General features: G+C 73.7%; 14 protein-coding genes and 1 pseudogene. 12 read left to right on the plus strand and 3 right to left on the minus strand.

The annotated features are described in order from the left end of the window. Nucleotides 1-135: 135 nt before the first annotated feature. A pseudogene (locus tag ACFC1X_RS38255) lies at nt 136-546 on the plus strand (S1 family peptidase); the annotation flags it as partial. Nucleotides 547-905: 359 nt separating this feature from the next. Then, on the plus strand, nt 906-2,033 hold the full coding sequence (locus ACFC1X_RS38260) for a transposase family protein (protein WP_376363539.1): 1,128 nt from the start codon (nt 906-908) through the stop codon (nt 2,031-2,033). Nucleotides 2,034-2,206: 173 nt separating this feature from the next. Here ACFC1X_RS38260 and ACFC1X_RS38265 read toward each other — a convergent pair whose 3' ends face one another. Continuing rightward, nucleotides 2,207-2,872 (minus strand): ScbR family autoregulator-binding transcription factor, encoded by a 666-nt coding sequence (locus ACFC1X_RS38265; RefSeq protein ID WP_376363542.1) that lies wholly within the window; start codon nt 2,870-2,872, stop codon nt 2,207-2,209. A gap of 361 nt (nt 2,873-3,233) precedes the next feature. Between ACFC1X_RS38265 and ACFC1X_RS38270 the strand changes: the two genes are divergently transcribed. Together ACFC1X_RS38270 and ACFC1X_RS38275 are read left to right on the plus strand one after the other, a co-directional pair. Continuing rightward, nucleotides 3,234-4,088: an NAD(P)H-binding protein gene (locus tag ACFC1X_RS38270; RefSeq protein ID WP_376363659.1), complete on the plus strand. Its 855-nt coding sequence runs from the start codon at nt 3,234-3,236 to the stop codon at nt 4,086-4,088. Nucleotides 4,089-4,706: 618 nt separating this feature from the next. Continuing rightward, nucleotides 4,707-5,168, plus strand: coding sequence for a GNAT family N-acetyltransferase (locus ACFC1X_RS38275; protein WP_376363545.1), 462 nt, complete (start codon nt 4,707-4,709; stop codon nt 5,166-5,168). Between the two features lie 450 nt (nt 5,169-5,618). Here ACFC1X_RS38275 and ACFC1X_RS38280 read toward each other — a convergent pair whose 3' ends face one another. Continuing rightward, nucleotides 5,619-6,656 (minus strand): ScbA/BarX family gamma-butyrolactone biosynthesis protein, encoded by a 1,038-nt coding sequence (locus ACFC1X_RS38280; RefSeq protein WP_376363548.1) that lies wholly within the window; start codon nt 6,654-6,656, stop codon nt 5,619-5,621. 291 nt (nt 6,657-6,947) lie between these two features. Between ACFC1X_RS38280 and ACFC1X_RS38285 the strand changes: the two genes are divergently transcribed. From ACFC1X_RS38285 to ACFC1X_RS38305, 5 genes are all read left to right on the plus strand, one after another. Next, complete coding sequence (locus ACFC1X_RS38285; protein ID WP_376363551.1) at nt 6,948-7,169, plus strand: acyl-CoA carboxylase epsilon subunit; 222 nt, start codon at nt 6,948-6,950, stop codon at nt 7,167-7,169. A gap of 562 nt (nt 7,170-7,731) precedes the next feature. Beyond that, on the plus strand, nt 7,732-9,324 hold the full coding sequence (locus ACFC1X_RS38290; RefSeq protein ID WP_376363554.1) for an acyl-CoA carboxylase subunit beta: 1,593 nt from the start codon (nt 7,732-7,734) through the stop codon (nt 9,322-9,324). Between the two features lie 13 nt (nt 9,325-9,337). After that, nucleotides 9,338-9,955 carry a ScbR family autoregulator-binding transcription factor gene (locus tag ACFC1X_RS38295; protein ID WP_376363555.1) on the plus strand — a complete coding sequence of 206 codons (618 nt, stop codon included), beginning with the start codon at nt 9,338-9,340 and terminating at the stop codon, nt 9,953-9,955. A gap of 416 nt (nt 9,956-10,371) precedes the next feature. Then, on the plus strand, nt 10,372-11,199 hold the full coding sequence (locus ACFC1X_RS38300; RefSeq protein ID WP_376363558.1) for a BTAD domain-containing putative transcriptional regulator: 828 nt from the start codon (nt 10,372-10,374) through the stop codon (nt 11,197-11,199). A gap of 1,310 nt (nt 11,200-12,509) precedes the next feature. Further along, on the plus strand, nt 12,510-13,331 hold the full coding sequence (locus ACFC1X_RS38305) for a BTAD domain-containing putative transcriptional regulator (protein WP_376363561.1): 822 nt from the start codon (nt 12,510-12,512) through the stop codon (nt 13,329-13,331). A gap of 23 nt (nt 13,332-13,354) precedes the next feature. On the opposite strand, the gene ACFC1X_RS38310 is transcribed toward ACFC1X_RS38305, so the two are convergent. Then, nucleotides 13,355-13,585: a DUF6059 family protein gene (locus tag ACFC1X_RS38310; protein WP_376363563.1), complete on the minus strand. Its 231-nt coding sequence runs from the start codon at nt 13,583-13,585 to the stop codon at nt 13,355-13,357. 1,064 nt (nt 13,586-14,649) lie between these two features. Here ACFC1X_RS38310 and ACFC1X_RS38315 point away from each other — a divergent pair. From ACFC1X_RS38315 to ACFC1X_RS38325, 3 genes are all read left to right on the plus strand, one after another. Beyond that, nucleotides 14,650-15,630, plus strand: a complete 981-nt coding sequence (locus ACFC1X_RS38315; RefSeq protein ID WP_376363566.1) for an SRPBCC family protein — start codon at nt 14,650-14,652, stop codon at nt 15,628-15,630. Nucleotides 15,631-15,754: 124 nt separating this feature from the next. Beyond that, nucleotides 15,755-17,581, plus strand: coding sequence for an acyl-CoA dehydrogenase (locus tag ACFC1X_RS38320; RefSeq protein ID WP_376363569.1), 1,827 nt, complete (start codon nt 15,755-15,757; stop codon nt 17,579-17,581). Then, complete coding sequence (locus tag ACFC1X_RS38325; RefSeq protein WP_376363572.1) at nt 17,578-18,603, plus strand: 4'-phosphopantetheinyl transferase family protein; 1,026 nt, start codon at nt 17,578-17,580, stop codon at nt 18,601-18,603. Before ACFC1X_RS38320 ends, ACFC1X_RS38325 begins: the two co-directional genes overlap by 4 nt. The last annotated feature ends 13 nt before the right edge of the window (nt 18,604-18,616 follow it).

Here is an 18,616-nt window from a genome sequence, read left to right on the forward strand (position 1 = left end):
GGAATCGACGAGCGCGATCGCGTCCCGCTTGAACTCCTCGGTGTACCGCTTCGTGTACGTGCTTGCCACCTGGTGCTACTTCCTCTGGAACCTCAGGATCCCAGTCTCCGGGTGTCCACGATCAAGGGGAAGCTTCACTTTCAGGGACCGGCGTTTCCCGGGTGCGACTACGCCTGGGTCAACGTCGCCAACGGCTGGTGGGCCGTGCCCGTTGTCCTCGGCTGGGGCACCGTCTCGTGCCGGTTTGTGTGAGGCTTCAGCGAGGTCCCTGTTGGTGCTTTCATCTGCCGTTCCGGATCCACCAGGCGCTGGCACTGCGGCAGCATTCAGGCCAGGAACGTCACCGTCGGCTACGCTCAAGGCGCCGTCTGCTTCATGGTCCAGACGAGTGTGTGCCTCGAAGGCGGTGGCTCGGGTGGTTCCTGCATCAGTGGCGACCAGGCTCAGGGCATCACTTCAGGAGGCAGCGGCAACTGCACCAGCGGCGGCCAGTCCTTCTATCAGCCTGCCAACCCGGTCCTCAGTCGATACGGTCTGACGTTGCACGGCCGTCTGACCAGGACTGCATCACATCAAGATCCCACGCTGGGATCTGCCGCGAGGGGAGGTTGTTTCGCCGCCGGCGGCAGGTTCCAGCTCGGGATTGCACATCGTTCGGTGTAACTCCCGATGACGGAGGAAGCATCGATGACCAGTGAGAAGGTGTCTGCGCCGGGAGGTGTCGAGCCTACGAGGCTTGCGCGCCGGCGAGGGCCGTGGACAGCAGTTGATCGACGAGCTGGTACAGCGGGCTCAGGGCGCGGACCGTCAGCCATCTCGCCGATCTGCTGCGACGTCATCTGAAGGCGATTCGGTCCAGGTGGCGGATCCTGCCGCCCGGGCAGATCGCGGTGATCGTCTTGGCCGTGCTGCACCACGACCAGCGCCTGGCCGGTATGGCTGGTGGCAACGACGTGTCCGAGTCCACCGTGTGCCGCCGGCGCGACGAGCTGATCGGCCTGCTCGCCGCTCAGGCGCCGCGTCTGGACCGTGCCCTGATGAAGGTCGCCAAGCGGGGCGGGGAGGTGGTCCTGAGCGACGGCACCCTCGTCCGCACCCGGCGCCGCACCGGGAGGGCCGGCCGGCGGAACTATTTGGGCGAACGCCGCGGTCACGGACTGCACTTGGTCGCCCTGACCGGCGAAAGCGGCCGCCTGGTGTGGATATCCGCCGCCCGGCCCGGCCGCACCCACGACAACACTGCCGCCCGCCACGGACACATCCTGGCCCACCTGCGCGCCGCCGGCCTCGGAGCGTTGGCCGATCTCGGCTTTTGCGGCCTGGACAACGAAATCCGCGGCCTCGTGATCGTCACCGGCCTTTACTCCAGGCGCACCCAGAAGCTCACTTCGGCCGGAAGAAGCCAGCCGGGTCCTCGCCGCCGGACGCGCACCGGTCGAGCACGGCTTCGCCCACCTCGAGAACTGGCGGATCCTCACCAGGCTGCGCATCGACCCCGCCCACGCCACCCAGCTCCTGCGCGCTCTGCTCGTCCTGACGAACCTCGGAGTCAACCGCTGAGGGATGATCTTCTCCGTGGAATCCTGCCCACGACCAGCACGAACGCCCCGAGAACCGGTCACATCAGCCCTTTGAACTGCGACTTCAGGTTGGTGGAAGCTCATGTGCATCGCCCGGTGGGTGCGCAGGGGTTGAGTGTGGGTGCGGATGCGTATGACCTGGAGCGTCGTTCGGCGTCTCTGCGGGTGGTTGAGTGCACGTTGGCGCAGTTGGTGTTGATGCGGGCGCGGCCGGAGTCGGAGGCGTTGCGGGCGGTCTTTGCGGGGCTGGTGGCTCAGGGTGGGGAGGGCCGGTATCCGGGCTGTCTGGTCAGTGGTCAGGATGTGGTGCTGCCGTGGGGTGTTGGGGCGGGGTGGGAGGGGAAGTTCATTGCGAATGTGGCTTTGGTGACGGCTGGGGCCGGGCAGGGGGGAGGGGGTGCGGTCGGGGACTGTGCCCGGCTGGAGGAGGTGCTGGTGCGGTATTTCGAGTGAGGGCCGTGGGAGCCGTGCCGGTGCCGGGGCGGAAGCGGGTGCAGGTGCGGCTGGCTGAGGTCGGCAGCCGGTGTGTGTGGCCGGCTATCGCGGCGGGTGTGGGTGCGGCGGTGGTCGGTTGACGGTGTGGGGACGGTCTGCTGGCGGTGTGGGCTGAGGGGTGTGGGTGGGGGTTAGTGGGTGGTGGTGGGGGTGGGTTGGGTGTGGTGGTGGATTTCGTTGTGGATGGTGTGGCCGCGTTCTTCGGTGAGGTCGAGTGTGGTGAGGATGGAGGGGTGGGTGATGCTGGGGAGGAGGTGTTGGAGGAGGGCGGTGGTGCGTTGGGTGAGGTCGTGGTAGTCGGTGATGGTCTGGGACATGGACTGGATGCCGGCGAAGGTGCCGACGATGACGTCGGCGGTGGTGGTGGGGTTGACGTGGGGGAGGAGTTCGCCTTGGGTGCGGGCTGTTTCGAGGAGGTTGCGGCAGATGTGGCTCCAGCGGAGGAAGGGGCCGCTGCGGTCGAGGTCTTGGGCGTGCTGGTCCATGGTGAGGCGTACGCCGGCGCGGACCATGGGGTCGTGCTGGAGGCGGTAGGCGTGCAGGAGGACTTCGTCGGCGAGTTCCTGGAGTTTGCAGGTGCGGGCGGGGATGGTGAGTTGCTGGTCCTGTTCGTGCAGGACGCCCTGGGCGAGTTGTTCTTTGGATTCGAAGTGGAAGTAGAGGGCGCCTTTGGTGACGCCTGCGGTGTGGAGGATTTCGGCGATGGTGGCGGCCTGGTAGCCGCGTTCTTCGAAGACTTTGGCGGCTGCTGTGAGGATGGTCTGGCGGGTGCGGATGGCGCGGTCCTGTTTCACCATGGCGGGGCCTTCCGGTCGTTGGGGATCGCTGGTGTGCGGTTGGGGGACGGCCCCACAAAAAAACCGCCCAGTATGTATCTTACAGGTGGTGTCCGGTGCCGTCTCAAGAGGCGGGGGCGGCGCCGGCATCCCGGGCCCGGGCCGTGCCCGGGCAACGGCCAGGGCGGGGCACTGGTTCGTGTCCGGGCAGCGGTCCGGCCGGGGGAAGAGTCCGGTCGGAGAACGGTCCGTGTCGGGCGTGTCCGGGCAAGGGCCTGGCTGGGGGAAGGGTCCGGCCGGGGAATGGTCCGTGTGCGGGGAGGGTCCTGGCTGGGGATGGGCTTGGCCGGGGGACTGGTTCGTGTCCGGGGAGGGGGTTGTGGTGATTCTTGTGACGGGTGGTTCGGGGAGGGTGGGGCGGGAGGTGGTGCGTTTGCTGGCGGCCCGGTCGGTGGGGGTGCGGGTGATGGTCAGGGATGTGTCGCGGGTGCGGGGGGTGGGGTCGGGTGGGGAGGTGGTGGCGGGTGATTTCGGTGATCCGGGGTCGTTGGAGCGGGCGTTGGCGGGTGTGGTGCGTGTGTTTTTGTGTACGAGCCGGGTGGGGGCGGGGGATGATGAGCGTTTTGTGCGGGCGGCGTGTGGGGCTGGGGTGCGGCATGTGGTGAAGGTGTCCGCGGCGGCTGTGGAGGACGGGGGTGCGGATGATCTGATTACGCGCTGGCAGCGGGCGAATGAGGAGTTGTTGTGGGGGTGCGGGCTGGGGTGGACGGTGCTGCGTCCGCGTTCGTTCATGTCGAATGCGTTGTCCTGGGCGGGGTCGGTGGCCGGTGAGGGTGTGGTGCGTGCGTTGTACGGGGGGTCGGCCAATGCGTGTGTGGACCCGCGGGATGTGGCGGCGGTGGCGGTGTGTGCGCTGACCGAGGACGGGCATGAGGGGCGCGTTCATACGCTGACCGGGCCGCGGCCGGTCACCGCGGTGGAGCAGGCTGCGGAGCTGGGCCGGCTGCTGGGCCGGCCGCTGCGTTTTGAGGAGCTGTCCCCGGCCGGGGCGCGTGCTCTGCTGCTTGAGCGTTGTCCGCCGGAGATTGTGGAGGCGCTGCTGGCCAGTGCGGAGCGCCAGCGTGCCGGGGCCAAGGCCGGTGTCCGGGACACGGTGCTGCGTCTGACGGGCCGTCCGCCCCGTCCGTTCGCCGCTTGGGCGGCGGACCATCTGGAGGCGTTCGGCCGGCAGTCCTGAAGCGCGCTCCCGCCGGGGGTGTGGAGGCTCTGCCGGGGTGCGGCGCTCCGCATCCGCCGGCCGGGGCCGGTGTCGGGGACGCGGTCCCCTGCGGGGGTGCGGAGCGCCGGCGGGCCAGGGCTGGGGCCATGGCCGGGGCTGGTGTCCGGGACATGCTGCGTCTGACCGGGTGTCCGTCCCGGGTGTTCGCCCTCTGGGTCGCGGACAGTATCGAGGCGTTCGGCCGGTAGCCCTGAAGCGCCCTTGCGCAGGGGGGGGCGGGGATGCCCTGCCGGGGTGCGGAGCGCCAGCGTGCCGGGGCCGGGGGCGGGGCTGGTGTCCGGGATACGGTGCTGCGTCTGACGGGTCGTCCGTCCCGTCTGTTCGCCGCTTGGGCGGCGTGACCGGAGCAACGCCCCCCGGGGGGCTTCAGCGAGCGAAAGCCCCCGGTCAGCGGCCCGGTAATGTGTTGCCCTGGCTGATGAGGAGCTACTACCGTCACGCCGGCGCGTCAGACGCGTGATCTCGGGATGGGGAGGGTGATGAATATGGCCGCCGTCGGCCCTGTTCGGCGTGGCCTCATCCGGCGCGCGCGATAGCAGAGCGCGGCCCGGTCGTTGCAACGGCCAGGACAGACACATGTCTTCCTCTTCTTCACCCGCCTGCGCCGACGTGGTCACCCAGCGTCTCGTCCTTCGGCCCTGGACCACGGGCGAGGCCACGGCGGTCCTGGACGGCGCCCGGTCCCCGCACTGGGCGGACGATTTTCCCGCCGGAGGCGATCGTGTGATCGCGGGCCTCTTCGGCCAGTACCCCGCCTGGCTCGGCGCCTGGGGGCACCGTCTGGTCATCGAGCGCGGCACCGCCTTGGTGGTGGGCTCGATCGGCCTGTTCTGGCCACCCGGCGAGGGCGTCCTTGCGATCGGGTACGGCATCGTGGCCTCCCGCCGGGGCGGGGGCTACGCCTCCGAGGCCGCCCGGGCCCTGGCCGAGTTCGCCCTCACCGCGCCGGAGGTCCACACGGTGTCCGCCGACGTGGAACTGTCGAACCCGTCCTCGGTCCGGGTACTGGAGAAGGCCGGCTTGCCTGTGGGCCGCTGAGGAGAACACGGCCGAGTTCAGGACCACGGGTCCGGGCCGCGATCGGCGCTGATTCTGCGGGGTCCTGGAGGCGATGCCCTCCAGGGCCCCGGCGCGGTGGCTGGGTTCCCGGGCAGCCCACGTGGTCGCAAGAGACGGAACCTGGCTGCGGGGGCGCGCGTGCGGACAGGGCGGCCGGTTGCGGTTGTGGGGGTGTGTGCGGCCGAAGGGCGGGGTCGCCCTTCGGCCGGGGGGTGCTGGAGTACGGGGTGGTGGTGTGGTGCAGGCGGGCGGCTGTGGGGGGAGGTGCCGCCGTTGTCGCGTTTCCCCGGGCAGGGCCCGGGGCGTGGGCGGGTGGTGTCCGGGGCCTGGGGCGCGTGGGTCTGGGTGGGTGGTGTCCGGCGCGCGGGCCCGGGGCCGGGCGCCCGCGCGCGGGGGGCCGTTGGCGCGTGGGCCGGGGGGCGGGTGGTGTCAGGGGGTGGTGGGGGTGGTGGTGAGGGTGGTGGTGAAGACGGGTTCGTTGTCCTGGTGGCCGATGACGAGGACGGTGTCGGGCTGGCCGGGTGTGTGGTGGGAAAGGCGGAGGGCGTCGATGAGGCAGGGCCGGTCGAGTTCGGCGTATCTGGTGAACTGGGCGGTCAGGTGCTGTGGGAGGACGGCGGGCTGGTTCAGGACGGCGGTGGCGGCCTGGCGGGCGGCTTCGAGCAGGACCATGCCGGGGATGTGGTCGACGTGGTGGTCGAAGAGGACGGGGTGGCGCATGTCGGCGCGCAGCTGCCACCGGTTGGGGCGGGGAGTGGGGGAGAGGACGACGTCGGCGGGGGAGAGGCGTCCCACGCTCTGGGGGGCGACGGGGGCGGTCAGGGGGATCGGGGTGTGTGCGGGGGTGAAGACGCGTGCGGGGCGCAGCCGCCGGTATACGGCGGGGGCGACGACGCTGAAGGAGATCCGGCCCCGTCCGGCGGGCTGTCCCTCGCGCAGGAGGGTGGTCTCGTAGCGCAGGCCGGCCAGGCGCCGGCCGCGTCGGGTGACCTCGGTGCAGGTGACGTCGAGGTCGAGGGCGGCCGGTGCGCGGCCCACGCGCAGCCGGCCGGGTTCCACGGTCAGGGTGAGTTCCTCCAGCAGGAACTGGTGCCCGAAGGGGACGCCGAACTCGGCGTGCGCGAGCAGGGCTCCGGCCTGGCGGATCGTTTCAGCGGCGATCAGCGGGTCGTGGTTCCCGCCGAGGGGGGTGAAGAAGCTGTGGCCGCGCGGCCACTGCGCGCGCATCGTGAAGCGGGTCTCGGCCAGGCGCCTCCAGTCGGTGAGCATCACCTCGGCGACGGCCGCCCGGTGGACCAGTTCGCTGGGGACGGTGGAGGTCCAGGGCCCGTGGCCCCAGACGGCCGGCAGGTGCGGCAGGTGCGGCAGGTGCGGCGGGTGCGGCGGGTGCGGCGGGTGCGGTCGGGCCGCGGGTGGTGCCGGCTGCTCGGCCGGCGGTCTGACGGTGCCAAACGTGCTCGCGGTCATCGCTCCCCCAGAACGAGATCGGAGATGGTCTGCGGAGGCCCAAAAGATAGAGACCACCCGGTTTGATTTCCAGAGGAATCGCAGCCTCCGCCCGGGAATGTTCCGAGCCGCCGTCGAGGGCGGGCCCGGTGTGCCGCCCCCTGTCCCGGCCCGCTCGTGCGTGTCGTTGCAGTTCACGCCCTGCCCGCCCGGGCGGGCGGCGGCGGCCGGCGGGCCGAGTGGTTCTCGAGCGGAACTGAGGCCGTCCTGCAGCGGGGCGGGGCACGGTGGCCCCAGTGGAGAGGAGCGGACATGGGTGAACCCGGTGCCCGGGCCCCGGCGTTGCGCATCGAGCGCGGCCGGGCCGGCGATCAGGAACTGGCCGCGCTGACCGCGGTGCTGTGCGCGGTACTGGCCCGGCGGGAGCACGCCGCACACCGCGTACGGGACGCGGGGCAGGAGCCGCCCGGCGCCGCGACCTGGCGCCCGGAGAGCCCCCGGGCGGCCCACCGCCCGCCCCACTGCTGGCGGTAGCACCCCCCCGGGTCCCCCGCACGCCGCACGCGGCGGCAGGGGCACCCCACCCCGCCACCCGTCGCCCCCCGCCCGCCCTGCGGCCGACGGCAGGAACACCACACCCCACCACCCGTCGCCCCCCGTCCGCCGCACGGCCGGTGGGCAGGGACCGCCAGACCCCAGACCCAGGCCCAGACCCCCAGGCCCAGACCGAGACCCAAACCCAGGCCGAAACCCAGGCCCAGGCCGAAACCCAGGCCCAGGCCGAAACCCAGGCCCAGGCCGAAACCCAAACCCCAGAGCCAGATACCGAGACCGAAACCCAGAGCCAAGTCCAGGCCCAGACCGAACCCAGACCCCGCCGCTTCCCCGTCCCTGGCGCGCCGTACGGCCGGTGGCAGGGGGCCGGCCGGGGACGGCCGGGCGGCGGGCGACTGCGGCCGCCCCTGCGGCCGGCGGCCGTGTCCGGCGGGCAACTTTCAGCTGATGTGTGTGCGCACGGCACCCACCCCCCTATAAACCGCACGGACGGTTTGTTAGCCTGGTGGTTCGTGCCGGTCGCGCCCGGGAGGGAGGCATCGTGACAGTCCTCAATGACGTTTCTCAGGTGGCCGCGGGGCTGCCGGACGGGCGGGGGTGTGTCGCCGAGCTGCACGGGATCCGTGCGCGGGCGCTGGCCGGGCCGGGTGGGGAGGCGACGGCGGCGCAGCATGCGCGGGGGAAGCTGACGGCCCGTGAGCGGATCGGGCTGCTCCTGGACCCCGGTTCCTTCCATGAGGTGGAGCAGCTGCGCCGGCACCGGGCGACCGGGTTCGGCCTGGAGAACAAGAGGCCGTACACCGACGGTGTGGTGACCGGGTGGGGCACGGTGGAGGGCCGTACGGTCTTCGTCTACGCGCACGACTTCCGCATCTTCGGCGGTGCGCTGGGCGAGGCGCACGCCGCGAAGATCCACAAGGTCATGGACATGGCCGTCGCGGCCGGTGCCCCGCTGGTCTCCCTCAACGACGGTGCGGGGGCCCGTATCCAGGAGGGTGTCTCCGCGCTCGCGGGGTACGGCGGGATCTTCCAGCGCAACACGCGGGCGTCCGGGGTCATCCCGCAGATCAGTGTGATGCTCGGCCCGTGCGCGGGCGGCGCGGCCTACAGTCCGGCGCTGACCGATTTCGTGTTCATGGTCCGGGGCACCTCGCAGATGTTCATCACCGGCCCGGACGTGGTCAGGGCCGTGACCGGTGAGGAGATCACGCACAACGGGCTGGGCGGCGCGGACGTGCACGCCGAGACCAGCGGCGTGTGTCATTTCGCCTACGACGACGAGGAGACCTGTCTCGCCGAGGTCCGCTACCTCCTGTCCCTGCTCCCGCAGAACAACCGGGCCCATCCGCCGCGCGTGCCGTGCACCGATCCGCCCGCCCGCCGCTGCGAGCGGCTGGCGAGCCTGGTCCCCGCGGACGGCAGCCGCCCCTACGACATGGCCGACGTCATCGCAGAGATCGTCGACGACGGCGAGTACCTTCAGGTCCACGAGCGCTGGGCGCGCAACATCGTCTGCGCCCTGGCCCGCCTGGACGGCCAGGTCGTGGGGATCGTCGCCAGCCAGCCGCAGGCGCTGGCGGGCGTCCTGGACATCGAGGCCTCCGAGAAGGCCGCCCGCTTCGTGCAGATGTGCGACGCCTTCAACATCGCGGTCCTCACCCTGGTGGACGTCCCCGGCTTCCTGCCCGGCGTCGGCCAGGAGCACGGCGGCATCATCCGCCACGGCGCCAAACTCCTGTACGCGTACTGCAACGCGACCGTGCCCCGCATCTCACTGGTCCTGCGCAAGGCCTACGGCGGCGCCTACATCGTCATGGACTCCCAGTCCATCGGCGCCGACCTCACCTACGCCTGGCCGGCCAACGAGATCGCCGTCATGGGCGCCGAGGGCGCCGCCGGCGTCATCTTCCGCCGCCAGATCGCCGCCGCCGAGGACCCCGCCGCGGTGCGGGCCCGCATGGTCAAGGAGTACAAGGCCGAGCTGATGCACCCCTACTACGCGGCCGAGCGCGGCCTGGTCGACGACGTCATCGACCCCGCCCGGACCCGCGAGGTGCTCATCGCCTCCCTGGCGATGCTGCGCACCAAACACGCCGACCCGCCCTCCCGCAAGCACGGCAACCCGCCGCAGTAACGGAGCACTTCGCATGGCCCGACAGCAACGAGCGCTGCGCACCCGCCAGGCGCTGATCACGGCGGCCGCCACCGTCTTCGACCGCGACGGCTTCAGCATGGCCTCGCTCACCGCGATCAGCTCCCTGGCCGGGGTGAGCAACGGAGCGCTCCACTTCCACTTCGCGAACAAGGCCGCCCTGGCCGACGCGGTGGAACAGGCCGCCGCCCAGCAGCTGCAGACCATCGTCACCGCCCGCGAAGCCGGCGCCCGCAACTGCCTGCAGCTGCTCGTCGACACCTCCCACGACCTCGCCCGCCGGCTCGCCGCGGACGTGGTGCTGCGCGCCGGCTTCGAACTGGGCCGCAACCGGGTCCGCGGAGCGGGCCAGGCACTGCACCACCAGTGGCACGCCTGGGTCGGCACCGCCCTCGAACGCGCGGCCGGCGAAGGCGTGCTGGGCGAGGTCGCACCCGAGACGGTGACGTCCTCCGTGGTGGCCGCGACGACCGGCTTCGAGGTCCTGGGCACCCGGGACCCCCAGTGGCTCTCGCACGCCACCCTCACCCGCTTCTGGCAGCTCCTGCTGCCCAGGCTGGCCGCGGCCGCCGTCCTCGCCGACCTGACGGCAGGCGGCAGCCGCCCCCGGTGACCCCAACCCATAACCAGACCATGCGTTCTGTTTTTGGGTTCATTATGCACCTTTCGCAGTCCCGCGCGGGCCGCAACGCCGCGGCCGCGCCCCGGCCGAGAGGGGTGGAACACCCTCGGGCACCGTGGCATACCGGCCTTGATTCCGCCTGGACCACCGGGCCGCCACCGCGCCAACTCCCCCCGTATTTACGCCCTTACGGCCCGGTGGCGCCCCCGCCCGGGCGCGGCCGGGGTGCCCGCGCCGGGGGCGGGGCGGGTGGCCGGATGTACGTCACTCCCATTGACAAACCGACTGTGCTGTTTTTTTAATCGTCTTCGAGCCAGAGTCGTCGAGCGCCCTCCGGGTGTCCAAGCGGCGGCCCTCGCGGCACGGACCCGCAGCAACCGGCATGGGACTCCAAGGGGGACAAGACAGTGGACATCGAAGTTCTGGGCGCGCTGTCCGTACGCGAGCACGGCGTCTCGATCACACCGACCGCCCCGAAACCGCGTCAGGTGCTGGCCCTGCTGGCCCTGCACGCCGACCGGGTGGTCCCCGTCTCCTCCCTGATCGAGGAGCTGTGGGACGACGAGCCGCCGCGCAGCGCCCGCACCACCCTGCAGACGTACGTGCTGCAGCTGCGCGAGCTCATCGCCGCGGCGCTGGCCGCGGGCGGCGAACACGGCATCACCGCCAAGGACGTCCTGGTCACCCTGCCCGGGGGCTACCGCCTGGACACCCGGGGCGGCCGGGTCGACTTCCGCGAGTTCGAGCAGCGCGCCGGGGCCGGCTACCGGGCCGTGGACGCCGAGGACTTCACCGGCGCCGCCCGCAGGCTGCGCGAGGCCCTGTCGCTGTGGACCGGCACCGCGCTCGCCGACGTGAGCGCCGGCAGCCGGCTCGGCCTGGAGGTCAAACGCCTGGAGGAGTCCCGGCTGTGCGCGCTGGACCAGCGCATCGAGGCCGACCTCAGACTCGGCCGCCACCGCGAACTGCTGTCCGAGCTGACCGTCCTGGTCAACCGGCACCGGATGCACGAGAGCCTGCACGGCCAGTTCATGGTGGCCCTGCACCGCTCGGGACGGCGCGGCGAGGCCTTGAGCGTCTACCAGCGGCTGCGGGCCACCCTCGTGCACGAGCTGGGACTCGAGCCGTCGACGACGATCAGCCGGCTCCAGCGCTCCATCCTGACCGCCGCCGCGGAGATCGCCCCGGCCCGCGGCCCGGAGGCCACCGGCCGGGCCGTGGCCCGCGTGGGCTGACCCCGCCCCACCGGTGACCGGGCAGCGGCCCCGGCCACCGGTCCCGGCCATCGCCCCCCGGGCCACCACCGCCCGCAGACCGCCACAACCGCAGGGGCAGGCCCCTCCCGCCGGCCGCGAGCACCCGCTGCGTGGCAGGGCCGGCCGGCAGCGGCGGCAGGACCGCCACCGGCCCACCCCCCCCAGAAGCGCCCCCGGCCCCCTCAGCGGGCGGCGGCCGGTTCCCCCCGCCCGGACCGCCCCCGGCCGCGCAGACGCCTTCCGCCGACGCCCCCCGTGCGCCCTTCCGGTCCCAATACCGGCTCCCGAAGCGGCAGTTCACTTCCCTGGGCCGGGGACCTCCCCGGTACCCCAACACCGCTTCCCGGAAGGGCAGTTCACCTTCCTGGCCGGAGCCTCCCCGGCCCCCCGGTCGCACCTCCTGGCCCCCTGGCCGCCCCCTGGCCCCCTGGCCGCCCCCTGGCCGCCCCCCGGGGACGGCGGCATCCGCGGCTGCCCGTCCCGGCCCTCCAGTCCCGTCCCGGGCCCGCGCGGGGTGCAGGACGCAGCCACAGGGCCGGTCCGTGGTTCACCCGCGGTGCAGTGCGGTGCGCGGCGCCCTGGCCCGGGCGTGGTTGTGCCGGCAGCCGCCGCAGCCGGGCCGCACGAGCCATTCCGGGCATCTTCCCGGCGTCCGCCGGATGCGGTGCCCGCCCCCGCCGTCCGCCGATGAGCCGCTGCGCCCCGACCCTCTGCCCCGGCCATGCCTTGCTCCCTCTGGGCGGCACCCTGAGCCCCGTACGGGGGAGTGGACCTCGACGGGACCAGCCATCGCGAAGAGAGGGCGGACGCCGCCCGAGGATCCGATTCCCGCTGCCGGCCCAAAAGACAGCGCCCAATTCCCGGACCCCGGCTGCCGGTTGCAGGACGGCGCACGTGAACGGAAACGGAGTGGCGCACGTCCGGTTTCCAAGTGCCGCCCGTCACGCCGCTTTTCCCGGTGCTTCCGCCCGGCCTCGGTGACGGGCAAAAGGACGCCGCCGCGCACGGGCCGGCACAACCGGGGGGCGCCATCTTCTCGCAGTATTAGAAGGGCGTGCCGCAGATACGCCAGGAACTGATGAGAGGGGGGCCGCAAGGATTCCGCTCGATGACTCCTCGACGAATGGGGAGGCGCGCGGTTGCGGCGGGATACGGCGTGCCTCGTGCATCCGTCGTGGGGTAAGGACAGCGGGCCCCCGCGTGGCGCAATATCGACCGAGCCTCGGGCACCGGTTCGAACGCCGGCTCGGAAGCCGAGTCCCAGTTGTCGAGGTACGGGGAAGGAAGCCATGGAGATTCGTGTTCTGGGTCCGCTGAGTGCCGACGTCAACGGGATGTCGATCGTTCCGACGGCCGGGAAGCCGCGCCAGATCCTGGCCCTGCTCGCGCTCTACCCGGGCCGGGTCATGCCCGTGCCCACGCTCATGGAGGAGATCTGGGGCACCGAACTGCCCCAGAGCGCCCTGACCACCCTGCAGACCTACATACTCCAGCTGCGGCGCCGGCTCGGGACCGCGATGGGACCCGGCGCCCCGGGCACCGCCAAGGACGTCCTCGCCACCCGGCACGGCGGCTATCTGCTGCAGATACCGGCCGAGGCGGTCGACGTCCACGCCTACGAACGCCTCGTCGCCGAGGGCCAGCAGGCCTTCGAGGACGGCGAGGACGAGCGGGCCGCCCGCACCTACCGCACGGCGCTCAACCTGTGGCAGGGGCCCCCGCTGGTCGACGTCCCCGTCGGCCCGGTCCTGGAGATCGAGGCGATGCGGCTGGCGGAGAGCCGGCTCGTCACGCGCGAGCGGCGCATCGACGCCGACCTCAGGATCGGCCGGCACGCCGAAGTCACCGCCGAACTGACGGACCTGATCGCCCGCCACCCCGAACACGAGGGGCTGCACTCCCAGGCCATGGTGGCGCTGTACCGCTCCGGGCGGCAGGCCGCCGCGCTCGACGTCTACCACCGGCTGCGCCGCCGTCTGGTCGACGAGCTGGGCGTGGAGCCCTCCCCGCAGCTGCAGCGGCTGCACCAGGCGATCCTCGCCGTGGACCCCCAGCTGGACCTGGCGTCCGGGCCCCGGCGCACCTCCACCTTCGACCTGTACGCGGCCTGACCCGCGGGGCCGGCCCGGACCGCTCAGCGCGCCGGGCCGATGTCCTTGAGCACGGCGCGTTCCAGCGCGGTCAGCGGCAGGTCGGGGCGCAGGCGTTCGGGATGGCCCGGCGCGGGCGCGTCCAGCAGGCGGGCATCGGCCCGGGCCGTCTCGCCCGCGAGCTGGATGGCGCCGACGGCGATCAGGCACTGCCACAGCGTGGCGGCCAGGGTGCGGGCGCGGCGCAGCACCCGCCGGGCGAACGCGAACGCCATCAGGGCCTCCTTCGGTCCACGGGTCGTCGTCCCTGCTGCCGCCAGGCTGGAAGCGCCCGCTCGACAGCCGCCCGAAGTCCGCTCGAGACCGGGTCGAGCGCCCGCCGGCGGCCCGCCGGGTCCGGCCGGGGGAGCGGGGGAGGGCAGGGCAGGGCCCGGTGCGCGGGCCCGGCAGGGCGTGAACCGCCCGCGCACCCGCCGGCACCACGGGCCAGGACCCGCCCGGCGGGCCCCGGCTGCCGACGCGCGGTGCTCCAGCCCGCATCGCCGCGAACGCGGCACACGGCACGGCCGCCCGCACGCAGCCCCGCCACCGCCGGCCCCCCGGGCCGGCCGCCACCGCACGGCGCGCGGCCGGGCATTGCACCCCTCTCTTCCTCACGGGCCGGACTCCGCCCGGCACCTGGACGTACGGCCCCGGGGGAGAGAGACCCCGGGCTCCGGGCCCCGGGACGGACGTATGCCCCGGGCGGGCGGACCACGCCGCACCCCTTCTCTTCCTCACGGGCCGCACTCCGCCCGGCACGTGGACGCACGGCCCCGGGGGAGAGAGACCCCGGGCCTCGGGAGGGACGTATGCCCCGGGCGGGCGGACCACGCCCTCCCCGGGGCGGCGGACCACGCTCCCGCGGCCTGCGGGCGGCCCCGAGCGGGCCACCGCCCCCAACAAACAGGCGGCCCCGGAACGGACGTACGGCCCCCGGACAGACCCTTGACCCCGGTACCCACGGCCCCCGGGCACGGCCCCCCGGCCCTCTGCGGCGAGCCTGCCCCCCCGTGCGAGCACCCCGCACCGTGAGCGACGCCCCGGCGCCCACCCCCCCCGGCACAGGCGCCCCCCCCGGGCCCGCACCGCCGCCGCCCGCCCCCTCGCCCGGTGGGGGTGCCCGGTGTGCGGGGTGTGCCGCCCCGGGCGGGGATTCCAGCGGTGTTCGAGGTCAGGGCGAGCCGTCCTCCACCAGGTCAGGACACAGTCCATGGCGAGCCTGTACCAACCGGCGGGCGGCGTCCCACGGCTGTCCGTCCCGCCTCCCGGATGCCGAGACGAGAAGGGGGTGTGGGGCATGTATCTCGCGCCCGTGCACCGTATGGCCCAGCACACGCAGGTCGACGCCCCCGCCGGCGTGCTCTACGGCCTGATCGCCGACGCGCTGCGCTGGCCCGTCTTCCTGCCGCCGACCCTGCACGTCGAACAGCTCGAGTTCGACGGCGAGTCGGAACGGCTGCGGATGTGGGTCATGGCCAACGGCGAGGTCAGGTCCTGGACCACGCGCCGCGTCCTGGACCCCGTGGCGCACCGCGTCGACTTCCGCCAGGAGGTACTGCCCCGCCCGGTGACCTCGATGGGCGGCAGCTGGACCGTCGAGCCCCGCGGCCCCGAACGCTCCCTGGTCACCCTGAGCAACGACTTCGCCGTACGGGACAACGCACGCGCCGACGTGGACTGGGTCAAGCAGGCCACCAGCGCCAACAGCCGCGCCGCCCTGGACAACCTGCGCCGCCTCGCCGAGCGCTGGCGCCGCCTGGACGGCCTCGTCCTGTCCTTCGAGGACACCGTGTCCGTCGACGCCCCCGTCGAGCCGGTGTACGGCTTCCTGCACCGCTTCGGCGACCGGCCCGACGCGGTGCCCGGCGCCGGCCGGATCGACATCGCCGAGCGCGCACCCGGCGTCCAGCTGATGACCGTCGAACTGCCCGGCCCCGACGGCAGCATCCGCACCACCGAATCGGTGCGGATCGGCTTCCCGCACGCCGCACGCATCGTCTACAAGGACGTCCGGGACACCGAACAGCCCGCCCTGCTGGCCGCGCACACGGGGGAGTGGTCGGTCGAACCCGCCGCCCTCGGCGCGGGCGTCACCGTCGCCGCCCGCCACCACGCGGTCCTCGACGAGGACGCGGTACGCGCGCGCTACGGAGAGGGCCCGGACGCGGTGCGCCGGGCACGGCAGGCCCTGCGCACCCGCCTGGCCCGCGACAGCGGCCGCGCGCTGCGCCTGGCCAAGGAGCACGCCGAGCGCACCCCGGCCGCCCGCGGGGCCTGAGCACACCACCGCCCCTCCCCGCCCCCGCAACCCCCCGCTCACGCCCCCCTTCCCACCCTTCCCCCTTCCCACCCATCCCCCCCTTTTTCCGTACCCGCCGCACGGGCTGACGCCGGAGGTCCACGTGAACGACAACCTCACCGCAGCCGCCGCCGCGCCCGCCCGTATGCCCGCCCCCGCCCCCGCCCCTGCCCCCGGGCCGGGCGGCGACGGCCCGGCACGGGCCCGCCGCGTCGAGGACCTGCTCGGCGACCCCTTCGCCGCCGGCAACCCGCACGGCCAGCAGGCGCTGCTCGCCGCCGACGAACGGCGCCAGGCCCCCGCCGCCACCGAGGAACTCCTGGCCCGTTTCGGGCTGGCCGCCGAGTTCGTGCCCACCGCGCTGGGCGGCCGCCTCACCGGCGCCGAAGCCCTCGCCCAGGTACTGCGGCCCCTGTTCAGACGGGACGTGGCGCTCGGCTTCGGCGCCGGCATGACCGCCCTGTTCGCGGCCTCCGCGGTGTGGGCGGCCGGCGACGAACGCCAGCGCCGCGACACCGCCGCCTGGCTCCTCGGCGGGCGGCGCCTGACGATCCTGCACCGCGAGTTCGCCCACGCCAACGCGATCCTGCGCGGCGAGTACACCGCCCGCCCCGCACCCGGCGGCTACCGCATCGACGGCCGCAAGGACGTCGTCATCAACGCCGACCGCGCCGACGCCTTCGTCGCCTACGTCCGCACCGCACCGGGCGAGGGCCCCGACAGCCACTCCGTGTTCCTCCTGGACACCGCCGCCCTGCCGGCCCGCGCCGTGCACCGCCTGCCCCGCGCCCGCACCCACGGCATGCGCGGCGCCCACTACGCCGGACTGCGCCTTCAGGACTGCCCGGTGCCCGCCTCCGCGCTGGTGGGACAGGCGGGCGAGGGCGTCAGCCTGTCCCTGCGCACCTTCCAGGTCAGCCGGGCCCTGGTCTCCGGCGGCGCCCTGGTCGGCGGCATGGACAGCGCCCTGCGCTACGCCGTCCGCGCCGTCACCGAGTCCCACCGCCACCTCGTGCTGCGCGGCCGCCGCGGCCGCGTCCTGGCCGGAGTCTTCGCCGACCTCCTGGCCTGCGACAGCCTCGCCGTCGCCGGCCTGCGCCTGCTCGACCTGGCCCCCGAACACGCCCTGGTGCCCTCCGCCGCCGTCAAATACGCCGTGTCCGCCCTGCTCCACGAAGACCTCGACGAACTCGCCGCGGTCCTCGGCGCCCGCGGCTACGACCGCGGCCCCGCCTACGGCGGCTTCCAGAAACTGGTACGCGACCTGCCCGTGGCCGGACTGGGCCACGCCGGCACCGCCGACACCCAGGCCGTGCTCGTCCCGCACCTGCGCACCCTCGCCCACACCGCCCGCAGCCGCGCCACCCCCCGCGAGGCACCCGCCGCGCTGTTCACCCCCGGCGCCGCGGACAGCACCCTCGACTTCACCCGGCTCGACGCCCAGCCCCGCGACCGGCACAGCGGCTGCGACGGCCTGCTCGCCGCCCTGCCCGCCGCCGCCGCCCGCCTGGACGGCAACCGCGGGCGCGGCCCGCGCTGGGCGGCCCTCGCCGACCTCGCCCGCGCCTTCGCCGCCGAGGTGCACACCCTCACCCAGCGCTGCGCCGCCCTCCCGCACCACCCCGACGCCCAGACACCGGCGGCCGCCTACGCCCTCGTCGACCGCTACTGCCTGCTGCTGGCGGCCGCCTCCTGCCTCGCCGTCCGCGAGAACGCCGCCCCCGACAACCCCGGCGACCCCGACGCCCCCGACGGCAACCTGCTCGCCGAACCCGACTGGGCACTGATCGCCCTGACCCGGTTCGGCCGCCGCCTGGGCCTGGACGTCCCCGGCCTGCCCGACGACATCACCCCCGCCCTGGCCGCCCGCCTCGTGGACCGCTACCGCCACCACCGCAGCTTCGACCTCTACGGGATGCGGCTGGCATGACACCGAGCCCTGGCAGAAACGATCCGGCCCCCCGGCCGCCCACCCCGCCGCCCACCCCCGCACCCCCGCACGGCCGCCACACCACAGACGACAGTGTCACGGACGGCACCGGCGCCGCCGGCGTCCTGGACACCCTGCGCCGCCTGTCCGCCCTCGGCGTCGTCACCACCGCGCACGGCACCGCCCTGGCACCGCCCGTGCACATCCCGCGCCCGGACAGCTCCTGGCTGCAGGTCCGCACCGACCTCCTGGACCGCGGCACCACCATCGCGTACGCGACCTGGACCGAATGGCTGCCCGCGGTGCTCACCACACCCCGCCTCGAAGCACTGCTGGGACGGGACTTCCCCCGCTACACCGGCACCCGCGACCCCGCGGTCCGCGCCCGGTTCGCCGCCTCCCGGCTTCTCATCAAATACACCGCGGCCGCCGCCCTGGGCATCGGCCCGCACGACATCGACATCGCCTACCGGCTCGGCGGCCGCCCCTACCTGCGCGGCCTCGACCAGGTGGAGGTGGCCCTCACCCACACCGGCGAGCTGATGGCCGTCGCCGTCAGCCGCATGGGCCGCATCGGCCTGGACGCCGAAAGCGCCGGCCGCCGCTTCGACCCCCACCTGGTACGGGCCCGGATGTGCACCCCCGCCGAGGCCGCCGAACTGGACACCCTCCCGCCCGCCCGGCAGGCGGCCTGCATCCTGCGGCTGTGGACCCTCAAGGAGGCCTACACCAAGGCGCTCGGGCAGGGCATGCGGCTGGCCTTCACCGAGTTCGGCTTCGGCCTGGCCCTGGGCGGCCTGCGCACCCCCGACGGCGCCCCGGCCCAGGGCGAGGAATGGGCGTTCGCCACCCACCCGGTCCTGGGCCGCTACCTCATCAGCGCGGCCCGCCACGACGCCGGACTCGACCCGGCCGGCGACACCTCGGTCACCACCATGCTGGACCCCCGGCTGCTCACGGCGATGACCGGGCCGCCGGACGGACCGGACCCCGCCGACCGGGGCCCGGCCGTGGACATCTGAACCCCCGCCCGGG

It is taken from the genome of Streptomyces sp. NPDC056128, from assembly GCF_042263835.1.
Taxonomy (GTDB): domain Bacteria; phylum Actinomycetota; class Actinomycetes; order Streptomycetales; family Streptomycetaceae; genus Streptomyces.